Source organism: Rhodococcus jostii NBRC 16295 (genome assembly GCF_001894825.1).
Taxonomy (GTDB): domain Bacteria; phylum Actinomycetota; class Actinomycetes; order Mycobacteriales; family Mycobacteriaceae; genus Rhodococcus_F; species Rhodococcus_F jostii.
In genome coordinates this window covers 150,482-168,394 of record NZ_BCWY01000006.1, presented here as the reverse complement: position 1 = coordinate 168,394, position 17,913 = coordinate 150,482, and the positions used below count along the sequence as shown (strand labels likewise).

Annotated in this window: 13 protein-coding genes; 8 read left to right on the top strand and 5 right to left on the bottom strand. The window is 71.0% G+C overall.

From position 1 onward, the window contains the following. Nucleotides 1–6: 6 nt before the first annotated feature. The 4 genes from nirB (at nt 7) to RJ1_RS07155 (ending at nt 4,882) form a co-directional block, all read left to right on the top strand. Nucleotides 7–2,517, top strand: a complete 2,511-nt coding sequence (gene nirB, locus RJ1_RS07170) for a nitrite reductase large subunit NirB (protein WP_073359260.1) — start codon at nt 7–9, stop codon at nt 2,515–2,517. An 81-nt stretch (nt 2,518–2,598) separates the two neighbouring features. Further along, entirely contained in the window at nt 2,599–3,000 is a 402-nt protein-coding gene (gene nirD, locus RJ1_RS07165; protein ID WP_073359259.1) for a nitrite reductase small subunit NirD, read from the top strand. After that, nucleotides 2,997–4,154 (top strand): uroporphyrinogen-III synthase, encoded by a 1,158-nt coding sequence (locus RJ1_RS07160; protein ID WP_073359258.1) that lies wholly within the window; start codon nt 2,997–2,999, stop codon nt 4,152–4,154. The genes nirD and RJ1_RS07160 overlap by 4 nt, the downstream gene beginning before the upstream one ends. Continuing rightward, nucleotides 4,151–4,882 (top strand): sirohydrochlorin chelatase, encoded by a 732-nt coding sequence (locus RJ1_RS07155; protein WP_143048957.1) that lies wholly within the window; start codon nt 4,151–4,153, stop codon nt 4,880–4,882. Before RJ1_RS07160 ends, RJ1_RS07155 begins: the two co-directional genes overlap by 4 nt. On the opposite strand, the gene RJ1_RS07150 is transcribed toward RJ1_RS07155, so the two are convergent. Both RJ1_RS07150 and RJ1_RS47530 read right to left on the bottom strand, forming a co-directional pair. Further along, nucleotides 4,871–6,619, bottom strand: a complete 1,749-nt coding sequence (locus RJ1_RS07150) for an NTP transferase domain-containing protein (protein ID WP_073359257.1) — start codon at nt 6,617–6,619, stop codon at nt 4,871–4,873. The genes RJ1_RS07155 and RJ1_RS07150 overlap by 12 nt on opposite strands. 22 nt (nt 6,620–6,641) lie before the next feature. Beyond that, nucleotides 6,642–6,767, bottom strand: coding sequence for a hypothetical protein (locus RJ1_RS47530; protein WP_255284869.1), 126 nt, complete (start codon nt 6,765–6,767; stop codon nt 6,642–6,644). 61 nt (nt 6,768–6,828) lie between these two features. Here RJ1_RS47530 and yczR point away from each other — a divergent pair, with 61 nt between their 5' ends. Next, nucleotides 6,829–8,274: a MocR-like transcription factor YczR gene (gene yczR / locus RJ1_RS07145; RefSeq protein WP_073359256.1), complete on the top strand. Its 1,446-nt coding sequence runs from the start codon at nt 6,829–6,831 to the stop codon at nt 8,272–8,274. Between the two features lie 130 nt (nt 8,275–8,404). Then, nucleotides 8,405–9,685: a lipase family protein gene (locus RJ1_RS07140; RefSeq protein ID WP_073359255.1), complete on the top strand. Its 1,281-nt coding sequence runs from the start codon at nt 8,405–8,407 to the stop codon at nt 9,683–9,685. 11 nt (nt 9,686–9,696) lie between these two features. On the opposite strand, the gene RJ1_RS07135 is transcribed toward RJ1_RS07140, so the two are convergent. Together RJ1_RS07135 and RJ1_RS07130 are read right to left on the bottom strand one after the other, a co-directional pair. After that, nucleotides 9,697–10,005 (bottom strand): MGMT family protein, encoded by a 309-nt coding sequence (locus tag RJ1_RS07135; protein WP_073359254.1) that lies wholly within the window; start codon nt 10,003–10,005, stop codon nt 9,697–9,699. Nucleotides 10,006–10,015: 10 nt separating this feature from the next. Continuing rightward, nucleotides 10,016–10,801, bottom strand: coding sequence for an alpha/beta fold hydrolase (locus tag RJ1_RS07130; protein ID WP_073359253.1), 786 nt, complete (start codon nt 10,799–10,801; stop codon nt 10,016–10,018). A 56-nt stretch (nt 10,802–10,857) separates the two neighbouring features. Between RJ1_RS07130 and RJ1_RS07125 the strand changes: the two genes are divergently transcribed. Both RJ1_RS07125 and RJ1_RS07120 read left to right on the top strand, forming a co-directional pair. Beyond that, nucleotides 10,858–14,154 carry an ATP-dependent helicase gene (locus tag RJ1_RS07125; protein ID WP_073359252.1) on the top strand — a complete coding sequence of 1,099 codons (3,297 nt, stop codon included), beginning with the start codon at nt 10,858–10,860 and terminating at the stop codon, nt 14,152–14,154. Next, entirely contained in the window at nt 14,151–17,495 is a 3,345-nt protein-coding gene (locus tag RJ1_RS07120; RefSeq protein ID WP_073359316.1) for an ATP-dependent helicase, read from the top strand. The genes RJ1_RS07125 and RJ1_RS07120 overlap by 4 nt, the downstream gene beginning before the upstream one ends. Here RJ1_RS07120 and RJ1_RS07115 read toward each other — a convergent pair. Beyond that, the gene (locus RJ1_RS07115; protein WP_073359251.1) at nt 17,461–17,859 is read right to left on the bottom strand and encodes a DoxX family protein; all 399 of its coding nucleotides are present in this window, start codon (nt 17,857–17,859) and stop codon (nt 17,461–17,463) included. The genes RJ1_RS07120 and RJ1_RS07115 overlap by 35 nt on opposite strands. Between the last annotated feature and the right edge of the window lie 54 nt (nt 17,860–17,913).

Sequence of the window (17,913 nt, the reverse complement as noted above, 5' to 3'; positions counted from 1 at the left end):
GACGGCATGAGCCGCAAGTCAGCAGTGGTCATCGGACACGGAATGGTCGGACACCGGTTCGTCGAGGCGTTGCGCGCACGCGACGAGTCGGACGACTGGTCGGTGACGGTGCTCTGCGAGGAGCCCCTCCCCGCGTACGACCGGGTGGGACTGTCCTCCTACGTGGGGGCGTGGGACCCCAAGGAGCTTGCGCTCGCGGGTAACGACTACCCGGACGACGCTCTCGTCGACCTGCGGATCGGCCGCCGGGCGGCCGCCATCGATCGCGAGTCCCGCAAGGTCACTACCGATTCGGGTGAGGTCGTCGGTTACGACGCTCTCGTGATGGCCACCGGTTCTTACCCCTTTGTGCCGCCGATCCCCGGACACGATCGGCCGGAGTGCTTCGTCTACCGCACGCTCGACGACCTCGACGGCATCCGGAAGTGCGCCGACGCGGCCGGCCCCGGCGCGGTCGGTGTCGTGGTCGGCGGCGGCCTGCTCGGCCTCGAGGCCGCGAACGCCCTCAAGCTGATGGGCATGACCCCGCACGTCGTCGAATTCGCGCCCCGGCTGATGCCGCTCCAGGTCGACGAGGGCGGCGGCGCGCTGCTCGCCAACCTCGTCACCGACCTGGGACTCACCGTCCACACCGGCGTCGGCACCGCGGGCATTACCGAGGGTCCCGACGGGATCAGCGTCGAACTGTCCGACGGTTCGGTGATCGAGGCTGCGCTTCTCGTGTTCTCCGCCGGTGTGCGACCGCAGGACCAGCTCGCCCGAGACGCCGGACTCGACGTCGGCGAGCGAGGCGGGATCATCACGGACCTCGGTTGCCGCACGTCGGACGAGAACATCTACGCGGTCGGCGAGTGCGCCGCGGTGGAGGGACGGTGCTACGGCCTCGTCGCTCCCGGCTACACCACCGCGGAGATCGTCGCGGACCGCCTGCTCGGTGGCGCGGCGGAGTTCCCCGGCGCCGACCTCTCCACCAAGCTCAAGCTGATGGGTGTCGACGTCGCCAGCTTCGGCGACGCCCACGCGCAGACTCCGGGCGCCCTGGAGGTGGTCCTCAGCGACGCCGCTAAGGGCACCTACGCCAAGCTCGTCGTGTCCGACGACGCGAAGACGCTGCTCGGCGGCATCCTCGTCGGCGACGCCTCCGCCTACGCGTCGCTGCGGCCCCTCGTCGGCCGCGAACTGCCGGGCGACCCGGCGTCGCTCATCTCGCCCGCGGGCGAGAAGCCCGGAGCCGGGTCCCTGCCCGACGACGCCGAGGTGTGCTCCTGCAACGGCGTCACCAAGGGCGCGATCTGCGGGGCCATCGCCGACGGTGCCTGCGACATCGCACAGGTCAAGAGCTGCACCAACGCCGGAACCACCTGCGGTGGCTGCCTCCCGACCATCAAGCAGCTCCTCGCGTCGTCGGGCGTGGTGATGTCGAAGGCGCTGTGCGAGCACTTCGAGCAGTCCCGCGCCGAGCTGTTCGAGATCGTCCAGGCCACGAACACGAGGACGTTCTCCGCGCTCATCTCGAAGTACGGGAAGGGTTCGGGCTGCGACATCTGCAAGCCCGTAGTCGCCTCGATCCTGGCGTCCACCGACTCGGACCACATCCTGCACCGCAACCAGGCGGGACTGCAGGACACGAACGACCACTTCCTCGCCAACATCCAGAAGAACGGCACCTACTCGGTGGTGCCGCGCATGCCGGGCGGCGAGTGCACGCCCGAGCAGCTCATCGTCATCGGCGAGGTGGCCCGCGACTTCGGTCTGTACACGAAGGTCACCGGCGGTCAGCGCATCGACCTGTTCGGCGCCCGCGTCGAGCAGCTGCCCGCAATCTGGAAGCGTCTCGTCGACGCCGGCATGGAGTCGGGCCAGGCCTACGGCAAGTCGCTGCGCACCGTGAAGAGCTGCGTCGGGTCCACCTGGTGCCGCTACGGCGTGCAGGACTCGGTCGGGATGGCCGTGAACCTCGAGAACCGGTACCGCGGCCTGCGGTCTCCGCACAAGATCAAGTTCGGCGTCTCGGGCTGTGCCCGCGAATGCGCCGAGGCCCGCGGCAAGGACGTCGGCATCATCGCCACCGAGAACGGCTGGAACCTGTACGTCGGCGGCAACGGCGGTCAGTCCCCGAAGCACGCCCAGCTGCTCGCCGGCGGACTCGACGACGCCACCCTGGTCGCCTACATCGACCGCTACCTCATGTTCTACATCCGCACGGCCGACCGCCTGCAGCGGACCGCGCCGTGGGTCGACTCCCTGGAAGGCGGCCTCGACCATCTCAAGGCCGTGGTGTGCGAAGACAGCCTGGGTATCGCGGCCGAGCTCGAGGCGGCGATGGCCAAGCACGTCGAGGGTTACAAAGACGAATGGGCGGGTGTGCTCGACGACCCGGAGAAGCTGTCGCGGTTCGTGTCGTTCGTCAACGCGCCCGAGGAAGCCGATCCGACCGTCGCATTCGACGACACGGGTGTTCGGAAGGTCCCGGTTCTGATGGGAATGCCGAAATTCGCAGCTTCTACACCGGAGTAATCCCCGCTTAACGCTGCGGAAACACCGACCACGAACCATGTATCCAAGTACGGATACACACCAGCCCGAAGGAGGACTGTGATGACCGTCGTCGACATGAACGTGCACAGTGCCAGTGGAACCAGGCGCGAGAGCGTCAAGTCAGGCCGTCTCGAATGGACGTCCGCGTGCCCGCTCAGCCAGCTGATTCCCGGACTCGGGGTGGCGGTGCTGCTGCGCGGTGGGGAACAGGTCGCACTGTTCCTGCTCGAGGACGGATCCCTGCACGCCGTGGGCAACATCGACCCGTTCGGCCGCGCAGCCGTGATGTCCCGTGGCCTGGTCGGTGACCGGGCAGGCGAGCCCACGGTGGCGTCGCCGCTGCTCAAGCAGGTGTTCTCGCTGGTCGATGGTCGCTGCCTCGACGACGATTCGGTGCGGTTGCCCGTGTACGACGTACGGGTGTGGGCAGGCGTCGTCCAGGTCCACAGCACGAACGCGTGAACGACGCGACGCCCCTGTGCGGGTTCACGGTCGGGATCACGGCCTCTCGGCGTGCGGAAGAGTTCGCCATGCTGCTGACGCGGCGCGGCGCCACCGTGGTGCACGCCCCGGCCATCCGCATCATCCCGTTGGCCGACGACACGGAACTCGAGCGTGTCACGCGCGAGATCATCGGCAACCCGCCGGAGATCGTGGTCGCGACCACCGGTATCGGCTTCCGCGGGTGGATGGAGGCCGCGGACGGCTGGGGCGAAGCGGAGGAACTGAGCGAGGCGCTGGCCTCGAGCCGCCTGCTCGCCCGTGGCCCCAAGGCGAAGGGCGCGATCCGGGCCGCGGACCTGCGGGAAGAGTGGTCGCCCGCCTCGGAGTCCTCGGCCGAGGTGCTCGATCATCTGCTCGGTGAGGGCGTCGAAGGCAAACGCATCGCGGTGCAGCTGCACGGTGCCACCACGGAGTGGGAGCCGGTCGCGGACTTCTGCGAGGTGCTGCGCTGCGCGGGTGCGGACGTCATCGCCGTCCCCGTGTACCGGTGGACTCCGCTCGAAGACCAGGCCCCGATGGACCGGATGATCGAGCTCATCGCCACCGGCGGACTCGACGCCGTCAGCTTCACCAGCGCACCGGCCGTGGCCTCGCTGCTGACCCGTGCCAAGGAGACCGGAATGATCGAGATGGTCCTCCACTCGTTCCGGCACCGAGTCCTCGCGGCCTGCGTGGGGCCGGTGACCGCCGGACCACTGCGCGAACTCGAGGTCCCGACGACGATGCCGGCGCGGTCGCGGCTCGGCGCGCTCGCCCGGCACCTCGCCGACGAGCTGCCGCGGCGGGCGAACAAGATCCAGACCGCCGGGCACGAGCTGAGCATCCGCGGTGGATGCGTCGTCGTCGACGGCGAAGTGCGTCAGCTGCCTCCGGCTGCGATGTCGCTGATGCGCACACTCGGCGCCCGCCCCGGCCGGGTCGTGCCACGCGACGAACTGCTCGCGGCACTGCCCGGCGGTGGCGGCGACACCCACGCCGTGGAGACGGCGGTCGCGAGGTTGCGCGCGTCCCTGGGCGCACCGAAAGCAGTCCAGACGGTGGTCAAGCGGGGATACCGCCTCGCCCTCGACCCCGTCGACTGCGTCGATTCACGTGAGGAGGGACAGCCATGAACGACACAGCACTGGTACTGGTGGCACACGGAACGCGGAGTCCCCGAGGCGTGGAAATGATCGCCGCGCTCGCCGACGCCGTCGCCGAGCGGGTCGGACCCACCCGGGTGTCCTTCGTGGACGTCCTCGGACCCTCGCCCGCCGAGGTACTCCGCGACATCCCCGGCCCCGCGGTCGTGGTCCCGGCGTTCCTCGCCTCGGGCTACCACGTCCACACCGACGTTCCCCGGGAGGTCGCGGACAGCGGCCACCCGTCCGTGGCCGTCACGCGGGCACTCGGACCGGACCCCGTTCTCGCGGATGTCCTCCTGCGGCGTCTCGTCGACGCGGGCTGGCAACCGGGCGACGCCGTCGTGCTTGCCGCGGCCGGCTCGTCCGACCCCCGGGCCCTGCGCGACGTGCGCCGGGCCGCGGCGCTGCTGTCGGAACTCGTGGCCTCGCCGGTCCGCATCGGCTACGTGGCGACGGCGGAACCCCGCGTTCCCGACGTGGTCGCCGGGCTGCGCGCGGCGGGCGAGAAGCGCGTGTTCGTCGCGTCGTACCTCCTGGCCCACGGACTGTTCCACGCACGTCTCGCCGACGCGGGTGCGGACGGTGTCGCGGCGCCGCTCGGCGTGGATCCGGACATCGTCGGTCTCGTGGCCGATCGGTACCGCAGTGGTATTCCGGCGGCGCAGCGCGCTGTCGTTCCAGCGCTGATCCGTCGCCGGTTCGCGTCAGCGCGGTAGCGGCACCAATTCGGCGAGATCGCCGTCGACCGCTCCCGCCGGGACCAGCGCCAGCGCTTCGCGGTCGATCAGGCCCGCCAGATGCGCCGTGCGAATTCCGGGGTCGACGCGCCACGTGCCGTCCGGCTGCGGGACGGCCGGCAGGATGCGGGTGGCGTCACCGCTGACCTCGGACGCATTCGCGATCCGACCCCACTGCGGCAGTGCCGGGATGCGGCCCGTGAGCGCGGCCGCGATGGACGGAACCGTGGTCAGGAGCGTCGCGACCGCGGCGTACGGGTTTCCCGGCAGACCGAGCACCACCCGTCCGTCGGGCAGCAGTGCGGTCACCTGGGAACCGCCGGGCCGGCACCGCACCCTCCCCACCACGACCCGGGCCTCCGCCCGGTCGAGCGCCGCCCGCAACTGGTCGGCCGCGCCGCCCCCGGTGGCCCCGACGATCACGATCAGATCGGGTTGGCGTACTTCCCGGAACAGTTCGTCGAAGCTGTCGGACGTGTCACGCAGGTGGGTGTCGGCGACCGTCCGGATGCCGCACGACGAGAGGAACTGGGGGAGAACGGGTCCCAGAGCGTCGCGCGTCTGCCCCCGTCGCAGTGGGCCTTCCCGCCGGATCTCGTCCCCGGTCACCACGACGTGCGCGCGGACCGGTCCGCGAACGCCCGCGGTGGTCACCTCCGCGCTCGCCGCTGCGGACAGGAGAGCGGGGGTGACGGCCGTCCCTTCCTCCGCGAGTCGATGACCTTCGTGCCAGTCCTCGCCGCGGCGCCGCGCATCGTCGCGCACGGGCGTGCCCTCCCTGCGGGACAGCCTCGGGCCCTCGGGAGTGTCTGTCGCCACGGCGAACTCGTCCCGCACGACGGTGGTCGCGCCGCTGGGGAGGTGCGCACCGGTCGCGATGCGTGCCGCCTCGCCGTCCGCCAGTTCGAGTTCCTCGGAGCTTCCCGCGTACCGGACGGCGTCGCGCAGCACCCACGGACCTTCGCCCGCGACGGCGTATCCGTCCATCGCGGAGACGGCGATGCGAGGCAGGGCCTCGGCGGCGAGCAGCGGCTCGGCGAGTGTGGCGCCGAGCGAGGTCGCGAGCTCCGCGGACCGCGGCGGGAGTGGGGGGACTGTGGCCAGGATCGCGTTCCGGGCCTCCTCGACGGTGACCGGTGCGGCCGAGGCGTCGCTCCGGGCCCGCTCGATGTCGTCCGGTGTGTCGCAGTCGGTGACGCCGCGGAAAAGGACGGTGTCGAACGTCGCCGGGACGAGGGCCTTCATCGGCTGATTGACGGCCGAGCCCAGCGAGCGGATCCGGTCGGTCAACGCGCCGACGCGCCACGCGGACAACAGGAACTGCAGACGCCCCGACTCGTCGACCGCGAACACGGTATCGGCGTCCTGCACTGCGGCGGCGAGGGTTTCGACCGTCGCGGGTTTGACGAACGGCAGATCCGAGGCGAGCAGGATCACCCGGTCCGCCGGGTCGGCGTCGAGCACGGCCAGCCCTGCGGCCACCCCCGCCACCGGGCCGGTGCCCGGCGGCGTCTCCTGGGTCTGGAGGACCGTCGAATCGAGATCCGAGCGCCTCGGGCCGACGACGACGACGCGCTCGCAGTCGTCGACGGCGTCGAGGGCGGTGTCGAGCATCCGGCGTCCGCCGACGACCACGGCCGGCTTGTCGACGCCGCCCATCCGGGTCGCTCGTCCACCGGCGAGGACGATCGCGTGAACGGGTGCGGCAGAGTTCATTCCCTCATGCTGCCGCACCCGGTCAGTCGTTGTGCAGGTGGCTGCGGGGAGGGCCGGAGAGCCCCGACCGTCCGCCGTGCGCTGTGCTGACGCCGAGCCAGGCCACTGAGGCCAGACTGAGGATCAAGAGGATTCCAATTACCAGCATGTATCGATTATCGGAGCCAAGTGGACCGCAATCTTCAGTCCTCTGTGGAAAAGTGGCCTGTATGAGTAGCGAATCAGTCCGGACCGTCACGGCTGCCGAGTTGGCGGTGCTGCTCGGCGCGGCGACCGCCGGTGGTCAACCGCTGTACCGCGGGCTCGCGGACGCACTCCGCGAGAGGGTCGCCGACGGGTCGATGGCCGTGGGGGTCCGGCTCCCCGCCGAACGTGCGCTCGCGGAGGAGCTCCGGCTCAGCCGGGTGACCGTCAGTGCCGCGTATCGCGAACTGAGAGAGGCTGGTTGGGCGTCGGCGCGGCACGGGTCGGGGACGTTCGTGACGATGCCGTCGGGTCCGCCGGCCTGGGGGAGCATGGTCGGCTCGCCGGTCGACGGGGTCGTCGATCTCGTCAACGCCGCGCCGGCCGCGGCGCCCGAACTCCGCGAGGCCTACCTGGACGCCGTCGACGAGCTGCCCCGCTTCATGCCCCAGCACGGATACCACCCGGGCGGGCTCGCGACGCTCCGCGCCGCAATCGCCGGCCGATACACGCGCCGGGGACGCCCGACCACCGCGGACCAGATCCTCGTCACCGGCGGCGCGGGCGACGCCACCGAAGTGGTGTTCGAGGCGCTGGTCGAGGCGGGCGACCGTGTGCTCGTCGAACACCCGACGTATCCCGGCGCGGTCGAGTCGGTGCAGGCCGCCGGCGGCAGACCCGTCCCGGTGCCGATCGACGCGACCGACCCGGACGCATTCGTCGCCGACGTGGACCGGGCTGCCCGGCAGAGCGCGCCGACCGTCGCGTACCTGATGCCGGACTTCTCCAATCCGTCCGGAGCGCGGGCGACGTCCGCGGGCAGGCGGCGGCTGGCCGCGACGCTGGCCCGTCACGGCGTGGTGACGGTCGTGGACGAGGTGGCGGCCGAACTCGTGCTGGACGGCTCGGACTGCTTCGAGCCGTTCGGTGTCCCGGTTCCCGAATCGGCGACCGTGGCGATCGGCAGCCTCAGCAAGACCGTGTGGGGAGGTATCCGCATCGGCTGGGTCCGCGCCGAGGCTGCCCGCACCGCGCAGATGGCAAAGATCATGGCCCGCAGGCAGTTGTCGGTGTCGGTGCTGGATCAGCTGGCGGCCGTGCGGTTGTTCGCGCAACACGACCGTCTGGTCGAGCGGCGTCGCCGAGACCTCCGGATGCAGCGGGACGTGCTCGCGGCGGCGGTCGACGCGCAATTGCCGGGGTGGAGTTACGTTCTGCCTGCCGGCGGGCTGTCCCTGTGGTGCACACTTCCCGCCGGGACGAGTTCGACGGAACTCGTCGCCTCCGCGCGGCCGAGGGGCCTGCTGCTGGCACCCGGACCGCGCTTCGGCACAGGTCATCTGTTCGACGATCACCAGCGGTTGCCCTTCACTCGACCGGCGTCAGAGTTGGCCGCCGCGGTGAACATCCTTGCCACACTGGTGGTGTCCGGAGACGCCTCGATGTCCGCGACTCCGACGCTCGTCGTCTGAGGGCGGCGAAACTATCTGTGAATCGAAGTATCGGTCAGTGACCTGTTCGGTACCGCGAAAGGTGCTGATCTTTATCGGCGCTCTGGCATAGTGATGCCGTCGACCCGGCTCGTTGAATGTGGGGTAGGTCATGGGCTCGTTGATTCGCAGATCCTTCGGCACCGCTGTACTCGGCTCGGTCCTCGCGCTGACCGCCGCCCTCGTGGGTGCGGGTGCATCCGCGGCGCAACCGCTGTTGCCGGCACCACCCCTGCTGTCGCCGCCCCAGCTGACGCCATCCACTCCCGACGCGATCTTCCCCGTCGCCGATCCGGACCCCTTCTACATTCAACCCGTGGATGTCGCCGACCATGCGCCGGGCGAAGTCCTGAAGATCCGGCAGCTGCCGCCGTCGTACTACTTCCCCGGCAGCGCGATGTGGGAGCTGCTGTTCCGGACCACGGACTCGGAGGGCAGGCCGATCGCGGCGAACACCACGTACGTTCTCCCGCCGAACCACGTCCCCGACGGCCCGCTGGTGTCCTACCAGCACATCATCAATTCGCTGGGCAACAAGTGCAAGATCGCCACCGAGCTCTACACCACCGACCCCCTGCACCAGATCCGCGAGGCCGCCGGGCTCAACATCGCGCTCGCTCGCGGGTGGGCCGTGGCGCTGCCCGACCATCTGGGTCCGAGGATGGCGTACGGCGCGGCCAAGCTCGGTGGCCAGATCACCCTCGACGGCATCCGCGCCGTCCAGCGGGTCCCCGAACTGCAGGTGACGAACAGCAAGGTCGGGCTGGGCGGATATTCCGGCGGCGGCATGGCGACGGCCTGGGCTGCGGCCCTGGCACCGACCTACGCCCCCGAGCTGAACATCGTCGGCGCCGCAGCGGGTGGAACCCCGATGAACCTGGTGAAGATGGCGGAGGCGCTGGGCACCAACCCGCATCCCGCGTTCGGCCTCGCCATGGCCGCCGCACTGGGGCTCGAGCGTGAGTACCCGGACCGGATCGACGTCACCGGCCAGCTCAACGACGAGGGCCGCCTGATGAAGCAGATGATCGGCAATGGATGCACCAACGAGATCATGCTGTTCGGGCTCGGGCACAGCGCGTCGCAGATGACCGACAACAAGAACTTCATGGACGATCCGGAAGCGTGGAAGGTGATGGAGGAGAACAGCCTGGAGTTGTATCCGGGCGTGCCCACCACGCCGATCTTCGAATGGCACAGCCCGACGGATGCGCTGATCCCGGTCGATTCGATCGACACCACCTTGCGGCGGTACTGCGACGCGGGCACCCCGGTGCAGACGCTGCTCACCCCGACTCCCGACCATCTGTCGGCGGCGGCGCTGGGCCTGCCCCAGGGTCTGGACTGGATGGACGCGCGATTCCGCGGTGATCCGCCGCCGAGCACCTGCTGAGGCGGCCGGGCTCAGTCGACGGGATCGAATCGGTGGCGGGCCGCCTCGAGATCCACGCGGCCGTCCCGGATGGGAACTCCCTCGAGTTCGAGCTTCGCGATCTGCCGGTGCGCGAGATGCGGCGCCGGCCGGCCCGACGCTCCCAGCACCCGGTGCCAGGGGAGGTCGGCGGAGTCGGTGCGCATGATCCAGCCGACAGTCCGCGGACTGGACAGCCCTGCTGCCGAGGCGATGTCGCCGTAGGTGGCCACCTGGCCGGGCGGGATCGACGCGACCAGCGCGCGGACCGCCTCGACCTGTTCTTCCGTCGTCGCCACCATCAGGGAACCATCAGAGGAGGGTGCGGATGAGGTCGGCCACCTCGTCGGGCCGGGCCTGCGGGACCATGTGATCGCAGTCGAGGTCGACGGCGGTGAGATCGTCACCCAGGTGGTCGGTGAGAGCCTTCCGGAATTCCGGTGTGACATAGGGCGGCTGCACCTTCGACGCCTGCACGAGGACGGTCGGCAGATGCGCAGGCGGCAGCACCGCTTCGCGGGCCAGTTCGCCCCACGCCGTGACGACGGCCGGGGTGGACAGTCGCCAGTTCACCCGCCCGTTCTCCAGCGGCACCAGGTGTTCGGCGATCTCGTTCTCGAGAACGTCCCGGGCGACCTCGCCCCACGCGCCGTGCACCTTCTCGGACCGCGCCTCCGCGACATCGGTGTAATCGGGGGAGGAGATGGTGAGATCCGCCACCGACTGCATCGTCCCGGGATCGAGCCCGATCGCGGGATCGAGGAGCACCAGCCCCCGGACTCGGTCGGGGACGGCCCGCGACAGGTGCAGTGCGAGGGCGCAACCGAACGAGTGACCGACCACGAGGACCGGCCCCCGCGCGTGCGCGTCGAGCGTGTCGACGAGGCTCGCCACGTGAGTCTCGAGGTTCCACGGCGGCGCCCACGTGGAACGGCCGTGACCGAGCAGATCGGGGGAGATCCAGCGCGCGCCGGGAAGATGATCGGTGGCCAGCGCCTCCCACCGTCTGCCGTGACCGGTGAGTCCGTGCAGGGCGAGGATCTCGGTGCCGTCCTCGGCGCCGAACAGGTACGTATTCAGTGCTGACACCTCACCCATGATGCCGGATCGGGTCGCCGGACGAGATGTCGGACCGTTCTGGTGGAATGCTGCCCATGACGGAATCGGCGGTGCGCACCAAATCGTCGACTCCCCGTGCCCGGCTCGTGCACCGTCGCAGCCCCGGCCGCGAGGCCCGGGTGTGGGACGACTCCACGCAGCGCGTGCTCACGGCCCCACCGCTCGGACTGGGCTGGAATCCCTGGCAGGTGCTCGGCGGCCCCGGCACCGGTAAGACGTCGCTCCTCGTGGACGTCGCGGTCGACCGGATCGCCGGTGGGGAAGACCCCGAGTCCGTGCTGGTGCTCACGCAGTCGCGGCGGGCGGCGGGCCGGGTGCGCGAGGAGGTCACCGCCGCACTCGTCGGGCACGACGAGGAGCACGGGCCCCGGGCCACCCGCGAACCTCTCGTGCGCACCGTCCACTCCTACGCGTTCGCGGTACTGCGACTGCAGGCCGCCGCCCATGGAAACCCGCCGCCGCGCCTCATCACCGGCGCCGAGCAGGACGCCGTGCTGCGCGAGATGCTGCACGGCGACATCGAGGACGGCGGCGAGATGTGGCCCGAACGGCTGCGTCCCGCACTGGCACTGGGGGGCTTCGCCGTCGAGCTCCGCGACCTGATGTTGCGCTCCAGCGAGCGGGGTCTCGGCCCGGAGGATCTGATCAAGCTGGGCCGGCGGCACGCGCGTCCCGAGTGGGTTGCCGCGGGAATGTTCGCCGCCCGCTACGAGCACGGCATGCTGCTGCGCGGCGCCGTCGGGGTTGAGGCCCCCGAGGCCACGGCACCGGCGCTGGACGCCGCCGAGCTCATCGGTGCCGCCCTCACCGCGTTCGCCACCGACCCCGACCTGCTGCGCACGGAGCGCGCCCGGGTCCGGCACCTGCTCGTCGACGACGCGCAGCACCTCGATCCGCAGGCAGCGGAACTGGTCCGGCTCGTCGGCACCGGCACCCGCACCACGGTCGTCGCCGGCGATCCGGACCAGTCGATCTACGGATTCCGGGGGGCCGACCCGTCGTTCCTCGTCGAGCTGGCCGACAAGGGCGATCCGCGACAGGTGCTGCTGCCGGTCAACTTTCGCAGTTCGGCGGAGGTCGCGACCACAGCGGCGCGGATCACGTCCCGCCTCCCGGGCCACCTGCCGCACCGGATCTGGACCCCGTCGCAGGACGGCGGCAGAACCGCGGTCCGGGTCCTGGGCAGCGCGGCGAAGGAGGCGGCCCTGATCGCCGACACCCTCCGTCGCGCCCACCTCCTCGACGGCGTGCCGTGGTCGGACATGGCGGTGATCGTGCGTTCGGTGCCGCGTGCCCTGGCTCCGCTGCGCCGCGCTCTGCTCGGGGCGGGTGTTCCCGTCACCACCGCGGCGTCCGAGTTGCCGCTGGCCCGTCAGCACGGGGTGTCCGGACTGATGCTCGTGCTGCGGGCACTGTCGGGGCAGGAGTTCACCGGCGAGGACGCGCTCGCCCTGCTCGCCGGTCCGGTCGGAAGCGCGGAACCCGTGGCGCTCCGGCGTCTTCGCCGGGGTCTGCGGCGCGCCGAACTGGCGTCCGGCGGCGACCGCGACTCCGCGGAACTTCTCCGTCTCGTCGTCGTCGGTGACATCGACGGCACCCGCCGGGTCACGGCCAAGCTGACCGACGTCGAGGCGGCATCCCTGAACCGGGTGCTGTCCGTCCTGCGGAAGGCGAGGGTGCCGTTGGACCGTGGCCGCGGCATCGAGGACGTGCTGTGGGCGGCCTGGCAGGCCACCGGACTCGAACGTCGCTGGGCGGCCGCCTCCGCCCGCGGCGGCCCGATCGGTGCCCAGGCCGACCGCGATCTCGACGCCGTGGTCGCCCTGTTCGACGCCGCGGCGAGCTACGTCGACCGCCTCCCTCGAGCCCAACTCGCCGGGTTCGTCGACTACCTCACCGGGCAGGCGATTCCCACCACGCGCATCGTCTCGGGCGTCCCGGTCGACGCCGTGTCGGTGCTCAGCGCGCACTCGGCCGCCGGCCGCGAATGGGACGTCGTCGCGGTCGCCGGTGTCCAGGAAGGGCTGTGGCCGACCCTGCGGGCCCGCGGCAGCCTGCTCGGCACCGAGGCGCTGATCGACCTCACGGGCGGGGTGTCCGACGGCAGCGAGACGGCCGCCGACCGGATGTCGCGTACCGCACCGCTCCTGGCCGAGGAACGCAGGCTGTTCCTGGTCGCGTGCAGCCGGGCGAGGCGGAGTCTGCTCGTCACCGCCGTCGACTCGGCCAGCGGCGACACCGATCTCGTCCACTCCCGCTTCGTCGACGAACTGCTCGCCGGAGACCAGGGTTCCGACGTCGAGGAGGCGGTCGTGCCGACGGAGGACCCGGCTGTCCGGGTCCTGGCTCTGCCTGCGCTCGTCGCCGAATTGCGCAGCGTGGTCTGCGATCCGGACGTCGCGGAATCCGATCCTGCCCGGCAGGAACGCGCGGCACGTCAACTCGCCCGGCTCGCCGAAGCCGGCGTGCGCGGCGCACACCCGGACCAGTGGTACGGCACGGCCGAACCGAGCACCGGCGTGGCGTTGTGGAACGCGGAGGACGGGCCGGTGTCGCTGTCGCCGTCCACCGTCGACCTGCTCAACACGTGCCCGTTGCGGTGGCTGCTCGAACGCCACGGCGGGACGGACGGCGACAACACCCATGCCATCGCCGGAACCCTCGTGCACACGCTGGTGCAGGCCCTCGCCGGGCGGATCCCGCCCGACCAGGTGGCGCGCGCGCTCGAGAATGCCTGGGAGTCCATCGATCTGGGATCCCAGTGGTATTCACGCCGTGAACTCGACCGCACCCGGGACATGCTCGCCACGTTCACCGCCTGGCTCGGGAACACCCGCTCCGAACTCACCGAGGTCGGCGTCGAGGTGGCGGTCGACGGTGTCCTGGAACCGAGGGAAGAGGGTGCCCCCGAGATCCGGTTGCGGGGGCGGATCGACCGGCTCGAGCGCGACGCCGAGGGCAGGCCCGTCATCGTCGACGTGAAGACCGCCCGCTCACCCGTCACCAAGGAGGACGCCCAGCAGTATGCCCAGCTGGCGGCCTACCAGGTGGCGGCGGCGGCCGGCGCGATCGACGGGGAGCCCGCGTCGAAACCCGGTGGGGCGCGGCTGGTCTTCGTCGCCAAACCGCACAAGAAGGAAGGTGCCACGCAGCGGGTGCAGGCGCCGCTGTCGGACGAGGACCTCGAGATGTGGCTCGCCGTCATCCACGCGGCGGCAGCGGCCACCAAGGGCCCCGAGTTCCTCGCCCGCGTCAACGACGGGTGCCGGCACTGCCCGGTGCGGACGAGTTGCCCGGCACACGACGAGGGACGGCAGGTGACGTCGGAATGACCATCCGCATCGACCCGGTGGAACTCGCGATCGGCCTGGGCCAGCATCCGCCGACCCCGGAGCAGGCCGCCGTCATCGCGGCCCCCCTCGGCCCCACCCTCGTCGTCGCCGGGGCGGGCGCCGGCAAGACCGAGACGATGGCGGCCCGCGTCGTGTGGCTGGTGGCCAACGGTGTCGTCGACCCCGAGGCGGTGCTGGGGCTGACCTTCACCCGCAAGGCCGCACAACAGCTGACCGCCCGGATCAGGAAGCGTCTTGCCCGGCTGGCCGGTTCGGAACTGCTCCGCCGGGTCGACCCGGGCGGTGACCTCAGGTCGAGAATCCTTGCGGGTGAACCGGAGGTCAGCACCTACCACTCGTACGCCGGACGACTGCTGTCCGAACACGGGCTCCTGCTGCCCATCGAACCGTCGGCGACGTTGCTGTCGGAAACGGAACTGTGGCAGCTGGCGCACCGGGTGGTCAGCTCGTGGGACGGCGACCTCGACACCGACCGGAATCCGGCCTCGGTCACCGAAGCCGTGCTGGCACTGTCCGGGCAGCTGGCCGAGCACCTCGTCGAACCGGACGACCTGCGGGAGGCGCACACCGAGCTCGACAAACTCGTCCACACCCTGCCCGCCGGACCGCGGCAGCGCGGAGGCCCGAGCAAGGAACTGCTCGACATCCTCGACACCCAGCACCGGCGGGTGGAGCTCCTTCCCCTGGTGCAGCGTCTCGCGGACACTCTGCGCCGGGAGGGCGCACTCGATTTCGGCAGCCAGATGTCGCTGGCGGCGCGCGTGGCCTCCGACCATCCCGAGGTCGGACTCGCCGAACGCCGGCGGTTCCGGGTGGTGCTGCTCGACGAGTACCAGGACACGGGGCACTCGCAGCGGGTGCTGCTGTCGTCCCTCTTCGGTGGCGGTCTGGACGGCGAGCTCGCGCTCACCGCGGTGGGCGATCCCATGCAGTCGATCTACGGCTGGCGCGGTGCGTCGGCGGCCAACCTTCCCCGCTTCGCGACGGATTTCCCGCTGACCAACGGAGATCCGGCGCCGACCCTGGAACTGCTCACCAGTTGGCGCAATCCGCCGGAGGCCCTGGCGCTGGCCAACATGGCTTCGGCGTCCCTGCGTGAGCGGGGGGTGTCGGTCAGCACGCTGCGGGCGCGCCCGCAGGCGGTGCCGGGCGATGTGCGGCTGGCTCTCACCGGCGACGTCGTGCAGGAACGGGAATGGGTGGCCGACCGCGTCGCCGAGCAGTACGCCGACGCCGCGAGCCGCGGCGAGGACCCGCCGACCGCCGCCGTGCTGATCCGCCGCAACGCCGACGCCGCACCCGTCGCCGAGGTGCTGCGCTCGCGGGGTCTGCCGGTCGAAGTGGTCGGTCTCGGCGGACTGCTTCACACCCCCGAGGTGGCCGACGTGATCGCGATGCTGCGGGTGGTCGCCGACCCGATGGCGGGCAGCGCCGCCGTGCGGATGCTGACCGGGGCGAGATGGCAGATCGGGGCCGCCGACCTGACGGCGTTGTCGCGCCGCGCGTCCGAACTGGCCATCGGGACCGGGTACGGCACCACCGGCGCCGTCACCGATTCGGCCGCGCTGGCGGACGCCGTCGGCGGGGCACTGCCCGGGGAACACGCCGAGCAGGCCGGATTGGCGGACGCGTTGGCGGATCCCGGTCCCGCCGAACGCTATTCGCAGGCCGGCTACGCGCGGATCACTGCCGTCGCGGGGGAGTTGGCGTCGCTGCGCGAGCGGATCGGGCAGCCGCTCACGGAGCTGGTGGCCGAGGTCGAACGGGTGCTGGGCATCGGCATCGAAGCGCAGGCCCGGACGCGGCAGTCGGCGCGTGGCAGCGCGGGACGAGAACATCTCGATGCGTTCGCCGACGTCGTCGCCGGGTACGCGGGTCGCGCGTCGGCCACCGTCACCGGGCTGCTCGCCTTCCTGGCGGCCGCGGAATCCGTCGAAAAGGGTTTGGCACCGGGCGAAGTGGAGGTGGATCCGCACCGCGTCCAGGTGCTGACCGTGCATTCGGCGAAGGGGCTGGAATGGGAAGTGGTTGCCGTACCGCACCTCACCGCCGGCGTGTTTCCGTCGAGGACGGCATCCGGGTCCTGGCTCGGTGCCGTCGGCGAACTTCCGCCGTCGCTGCGCGGAGACCGGGCCCGACCGGGTGAGTCCGCAGACGGCGTGCCGGTTCTCGAGCTCGAGAACCTGTACGACCGGAAGGATCTCGAGGAGGCCGTGAAGGCGCACAAGGCGTCGCTGGCCGCACGCAAACTCGACGAGGACCGCCGGTTGTTCTACGTCGCGCTCACCCGGACCGAACGGGTGCTGTTCGCCTCGGGTCATCACTGGGCAGAATCCGGCACCGAGCCGAAGGGGCCGTCGGAGTTCCTCACCGAACTGCGCGACACGGTGACGGACGAGGAACACGAGGGAATAGGGATCGTCGACATCTGGGCGCCCGCACCCGAGCCGGAGGAAAAGAACCCGCTGACCAGTACTCCCAAGTCGGCTGCGTGGCCGCGCGATCCGCTCGGGCTCCGCCGGCAGTCGGTGGAGCGCGGAGCTGCCCTGGTGGTCGCCGCGCTGAAGGACGTCGGCAAGCCGGCACCGGCAGGCGAGGACGAAGATCCGGAGAGCTGGGCCGCCGATGTCGACGCCCTCCTCGCGGAGCGGGAAGCACGGGCGAATGCCCGCACCGAGGTGGTGCTGCCCGGCCAGTTGTCGGTGAGCCAGCTCGTCGAACTCGAGGCCGACCCCGACGCCCTGGCCGCCCGGCTCCGGCGTCCCCTGCCGTTCCCACCCAATCCGCTCGCGCGGCGCGGCACCGCGTTCCACGCCTGGGTGGAACGCCGATTCGGGGCCACCCGGCTGCTGGACCTCGACGAACTACCCGGTGCCGCCGACACGGGTGCGGGTCCCGACATCGATCTCGCGACGCTGCAGGACGCGTTCCTGCGCTCGTCCTGGGCCGACCGCAACCCGACGGAGGTCGAGGTGCCGTTCGAGACATCGGTGGCGGGGACGGTGCTCCGCGGCCGGATCGACGCGGTGTTCACCGACCCCGACGGCGGGTGGACGGTGATCGACTGGAAGACCGGTGCGGAGCCGAGTGTGGCCAACGAGAAGGCCGTGGTGATGCAGTTGGCCGCGTACCGATTGGCGTGGGCCGAACTGATGGACGTGCCGATCGAGCGGGTGCGCGCCGCGTTCCACTACGTGCGGACCGGACGGACGATCGCGCCGGACCGCCTGCCCGACGCCGACGCGCTCGCCCATCTCATTCGGTCGGCCGGAGCCGAGGAGACGGTCAGGCCTGACGCTGAGCCTTCAGAGCCTCGGTGACCAACGGGATCTGCAGCGGAAGTCGCAGTACCGCACCGGCTTTCTGCACGTTCGTGGTCTTGGAACTCTTCAGCCAATCGGCCGCCATGTTGATGTTGGCGGGGAATACGGCCACGAACAGGAGCGCGGCGAGGCCGCCGCCGAGCCTACGGGTCCGCGGCACCGCCAGCGCGGTGCCGATGGCGAGCTCGGCGACCCCGGACACGTAGGTGTAGGTGCGGGCGTCGCCCGGCAATTGAGTGGGGACCGTGGAGTCGAAGAACTTGGGCGCGACGAAATGCATCGTGCCGGCGCCGAGCAGCAGCGCGGCAAGGCGGAGTGCGGGCTTCTGGCTCGGTCGTGGTGTGTGGCTCTCTCGTTGCATGACGCCAGCTTGCCCGAACAACTCGGTTCGCGACAACGAGGCTCCGACGTGTCA

Coding starts and splice junctions, on each gene's coding strand:
- nirB (WP_073359260.1), top strand. CDS start 7: ATGAGCCGCAAGTCAGCAGTGGTCATCGGACACGGAATGGTCGGACAC.
- nirD (WP_073359259.1), top strand. CDS start 2,599: ATGACCGTCGTCGACATGAACGTGCACAGTGCCAGTGGAACCAGGCGC.
- RJ1_RS07155 (WP_143048957.1), top strand. CDS start 4,151: ATGAACGACACAGCACTGGTACTGGTGGCACACGGAACGCGGAGTCCC.
- RJ1_RS07150 (WP_073359257.1), bottom strand. CDS start 6,619: ATGAACTCTGCCGCACCCGTTCACGCGATCGTCCTCGCCGGTGGACGA.
- RJ1_RS47530 (WP_255284869.1), bottom strand. CDS start 6,767: ATGCTGGTAATTGGAATCCTCTTGATCCTCAGTCTGGCCTCAGTGGCC.
- yczR (WP_073359256.1), top strand. CDS start 6,829: ATGAGTAGCGAATCAGTCCGGACCGTCACGGCTGCCGAGTTGGCGGTG.
- RJ1_RS07140 (WP_073359255.1), top strand. CDS start 8,405: ATGGGCTCGTTGATTCGCAGATCCTTCGGCACCGCTGTACTCGGCTCG.
- RJ1_RS07135 (WP_073359254.1), bottom strand. CDS start 10,005: ATGGTGGCGACGACGGAAGAACAGGTCGAGGCGGTCCGCGCGCTGGTC.
- RJ1_RS07130 (WP_073359253.1), bottom strand. CDS start 10,801: ATGGGTGAGGTGTCAGCACTGAATACGTACCTGTTCGGCGCCGAGGAC.
- RJ1_RS07125 (WP_073359252.1), top strand. CDS start 10,858: ATGACGGAATCGGCGGTGCGCACCAAATCGTCGACTCCCCGTGCCCGG.
- RJ1_RS07120 (WP_073359316.1), top strand. CDS start 14,151: ATGACCATCCGCATCGACCCGGTGGAACTCGCGATCGGCCTGGGCCAG.
- RJ1_RS07115 (WP_073359251.1), bottom strand. CDS start 17,859: ATGCAACGAGAGAGCCACACACCACGACCGAGCCAGAAGCCCGCACTC.